This is a genomic window from Halanaerobium sp. MA284_MarDTE_T2 (genome assembly GCF_003337245.1).
Classification (GTDB): Bacteria; Bacillota; Halanaerobiia; order Halanaerobiales; family Halanaerobiaceae; genus QPJE01.
The window spans coordinates 1-3,722 of record NZ_QPJE01000054.1 but is presented as its reverse complement, the minus strand read 5'-3'; the positions used below and the strand labels follow the sequence as shown (position 1 = coordinate 3,722).

The window sequence follows — 3,722 nt, the reverse complement described above, 5'->3', positions numbered from 1 at the left end:
GTTTTAAATGCTTTTATTGTTGTGTTTAGAAGACTTATTTTAGTATTTGAAACATGTAAATTGGAAAATATTATATGCTTTTTGTGTTACAATCATATATTTACATTAATAAAATAATTAAGCTGGAGGGTTTTAAAATTATGAAAGCAAAAAGACTGGCAGGCGAAAAAGCTGCTGAATATGTTAAAAATGGAATGTTTGTAGGGTTGGGTACTGGCTCAACTGCTTACTGGGCTATCCAAAAATTATCTTCAATGGTTAAAGCAGGTCTTAAAATCAAAGCAGTACCTACTTCCAAAGAAACTGCTGAACTTGCCAGAAAAGGTGGAATAGAACTGATAGAACTGGCAGATATAGAAAAGCTGGACCTTACAATTGATGGTGCAGATGAGGTTGATTCTGAATTGAACTTAATAAAAGGTGGTGGTGGAGCTTTATTGAGGGAAAAAATTGTTGCATCTGCGTCAGATAAATTAATTATTGTTGCAGATGAATCAAAACTGTCAGATAAACTGGGGAGTTTCCCACTGGCTGTGGAAGTATGTAAATTCAGCTGGGAATTTACCAAAAGACAGATAGAAAAACTGGGCTGTAGTGGGAAATTAAGAGAAACTGAAGATGGGCAGACTTTCATTACAGATAATGAAAATTATATTATAGACTGTGATTTTTCGGTAATAGATAAACCGGTGCAGATGGCAGTAAATTTAAACAGGATCCCAGGTGTTGTAGAAAATGGTATCTTTCCAGAAATGGCAGATGTTATAGTAGTCGGTTATAAAAATGGAGATGTCAGGATAATTGAGAAATAAAAAGTTCTGAACAGTATAATACTGTTCAGAACTTAACAATAATTTTAGTTAACAGGTAATATTTTAACTGCCGCCAGGATTATCATATTGAGAAAAACAGGTGTATTTTTGAATAGTTTTTTTAAACCGATTTTGATGCCTTTTAGTGTTTTTTGGTGGTCAAATAATGACAGAATAATAATTAGAAGAGATGTTAAAATGTAGATCATATTTTATCCTTTCCTTTTGATTTTTCATTTATTCAAAAATATTTTAATAAACAGTTTATATATTTCTACTAAAACTAAATAAGCCCTTTGAAAATGAATAAAAAATTCATAAAATATTATTAGAATCAAACAATCATTAATTTTGTTCAGATCAGTAGTGTTAATTTATATTATAAAGGAAAGTAGAAGGGAGATAAAGATGAAAAAACAGATTAAAATGCAGAGGAATTTTTTGAAAGCTGAAAAATGGATTAAGTGGGATGATTTAGATCGGGATCAAAAAAAAGGTGTTTCAGCTCCTCCGATGACAAAAGACTATCCAGAAGATGCGGAATTGATTGATTTAATTCCATATGATCAATTAAAAGTGGGAGATAGTTCGCTAAAAAAAATAATGAAGCAGCGGAAAAGCCGCAGAAAATATTCTGATCAAAAGCTGAGTTTAGAAGAACTATCATTTTTGCTCTGGTCAACACAGGCAGTTAAGGAAAACAGGAATAAGAGAGCTGTTCCATCAGCAGGGGACAGACATCCTTTTGAAACATATTTGTATATCAATAAAGTTGAAAATTTAAATAAAGGAATCTACCGGTATCTACCTGTAGAACATAAGCTGATTTTCATCTACAATGAAGATGATTTAAATGTAAAAATAGCAGAAGCCTGCCGCAAGCAGAAGTTTATTGCAGATAGTGCAGTAATATTTATCTGGACAGCTGTTCCGTACAGGTCGGAATGGAGATATGATGTGCTGGCCCATAAAATGATTGCACTTGATGCCGGTCATCTATGTCAGAATTTATATCTTGCTTCAGAGTCAGTTGGAGCAGGTACATGTGCTATCGGTGCTTATTATCAGCAGCAGGTAGATGCATTTTTAGATATTGATGGAGAAGAAGAATTTGTAATCTATCTTGCTTCAGTTGGTAAGATTGAATGAAAAACCTGTAAAAGGAAGATAATATTACAGTATTATCTGAATAAATCTAAATATTAGATATATTTTGTAAAAAGAAAGAAGTGAGTAGATGCTAAAAAAAGTTCTGTCAGAATTAGCTGTTAAGTTAAATAAAAAAAATATCAGGTGGGGTGTTGGTGCATCAGTAATGCTCAATTATTATGGGCTGGTTGATTCTCCCAATGATATTGACATTATAGTCAGTAGTGATGACAGCAGTAAAGCTGATAAAATTTTGAGATCTACTGGTGAGAAAAACTTCAGCAGTGATCTGGAAATATATAAATCTGACTTTTTTGCTAATTACAGTGTCAATGGTGTTGAGGTCGATTTAATTGCCGGATTTTCTATTAAACAGAACAGCAGTTATTTTAAATATGATTTCGATAAAAACTCTATCACAGAAATGTGGAATTTAGAAAGTGTAGAAATACCTGTAGCTGCTATTGAAGACTGGTATATACTTTATCAATTGATGCCGAACAGAGAAGAAAAAGTTATGCTTATTGAAGATTATTTTTTACAGGAGGGGAGCTGCAGGGTCGATCTTCTTCAGAAAAATATTCTAAAACTCAAAAATGATAAAGCGTCAAAGAGGACAAAAAAACTGATAGATAGGCTAAAATCTTAGAGGAGGTATTTTTTTATGAAGAGAATAGGACTTATAGGTGGAATGAGCTGGGAATCATCTTTAGAATATTACAGAATAATCAATGAAGAAGTAAAAAAGAAACTTGGATCTTCACATTCTGCCGATTTAGTGATGTATTCCTTTGACTTTGCAGAAGTGGAAAAACTTCAGCACGAAAACAAATGGGATGAACTGACTGAGATAATGATAGATAAGGCAAAGTTATTAAAAAATGCCGGTGCAGAAGTAATAGCGATATGTACAAATACTATGCATAAAATGGCTGGAGAAATAGAAGAAAATACGGAACTGCCCCTAATACATATAGCTGATTCTGCTGCAGCAGAGATGGAGAAAAAGGATATAAAAAAAGCGGCTCTTTTAGGTACAAAATTCACAATGGAAGAAGATTTTTACAGAGATAGAATAAGTAAATATGGAATTGAAATTATAATTCCAGATAAAAAACAGAGAGAGGTTATTCATAATACAATATACAGTGAACTTATTTCTGGAGTAATTAAGGATAGTTCACGCAAAAAATTTGTTGAGATTATAGAATCACTGCAGAAAAAAGGAGCAGAAGGAGTAGTTTTAGGCTGTACTGAAATACCTCTGCTGATAAAAAATAATGACAGTCCAATTGAAGTTTTTGATACAACATATTTACATGCTAAGAATATTGTGAATTTTTCTTTAGATATTTCCAATAAGATCAAATAAAAAAAGTTTTTGGGGTTAATTACAGTATTTTTGCCTAAAAACCCTTATAATCTGCTTAAATAGGTTTTCAGAGGCTTAATTTTTTGTTATAATTATAAGAGGATATATTTTATATTCTTAAAAGTCTTTCTTAATAGTACTAACTTTTTGTTTAATCAATTAACCTATAACTATTTGTAAAGCTGAAAATAAAAAGTGTATGCAAAAAAATTTGATATTCCTCTAGCCGTTTCCAGTTAAATAAAAAATTGTGTGAAAATTTTCATCTATTAAATTAATTAAAAAGTAAAAACATGATTGTAACACAAAAACATTAAGCATATTCAATCTAAACTAAGCTTTTAAATCTAAAAATTAGTTCTCAACAACAAAAAAATTGAATATCACAG

Annotated in this window: 4 protein-coding genes; all 4 read left to right on the top strand. The window is 31.2% G+C overall.

The window, feature by feature from the left end; all coding sequences use genetic code 11:
* Positions 1-140: 140 nt before the first annotated feature.
* The 4 genes from rpiA (at position 141) to DFR78_RS11740 (ending at position 3,333) form a co-directional block, all read left to right on the top strand.
* Positions 141-812, top strand: a complete 672-nt coding sequence (gene rpiA, locus DFR78_RS11755; protein ID WP_114459013.1) for a ribose-5-phosphate isomerase RpiA — start codon at positions 141-143, stop codon at positions 810-812.
* Between the two features lie 408 nt (positions 813-1,220).
* Entirely contained in the window at positions 1,221-1,961 is a 741-nt protein-coding gene (locus tag DFR78_RS11750) for a SagB/ThcOx family dehydrogenase (RefSeq protein ID WP_114459012.1), read from the top strand.
* Positions 1,962-2,049: 88 nt separating this feature from the next.
* Positions 2,050-2,610 (top strand): hypothetical protein, encoded by a 561-nt coding sequence (locus DFR78_RS11745; protein ID WP_114459011.1) that lies wholly within the window; start codon positions 2,050-2,052, stop codon positions 2,608-2,610.
* A 15-nt stretch (positions 2,611-2,625) separates the two neighbouring features.
* Complete coding sequence (locus DFR78_RS11740) at positions 2,626-3,333, top strand: aspartate/glutamate racemase family protein (protein ID WP_114459010.1); 708 nt, start codon at positions 2,626-2,628, stop codon at positions 3,331-3,333.
* Positions 3,334-3,722 lie beyond the last annotated feature (389 nt).

Coding starts and splice junctions, on each gene's coding strand:
- rpiA (WP_114459013.1), top strand. CDS start 141: ATGAAAGCAAAAAGACTGGCAGGCGAAAAAGCTGCTGAATATGTTAAA.
- DFR78_RS11750 (WP_114459012.1), top strand. CDS start 1,221: ATGAAAAAACAGATTAAAATGCAGAGGAATTTTTTGAAAGCTGAAAAA.
- DFR78_RS11745 (WP_114459011.1), top strand. CDS start 2,050: ATGCTAAAAAAAGTTCTGTCAGAATTAGCTGTTAAGTTAAATAAAAAA.
- DFR78_RS11740 (WP_114459010.1), top strand. CDS start 2,626: ATGAAGAGAATAGGACTTATAGGTGGAATGAGCTGGGAATCATCTTTA.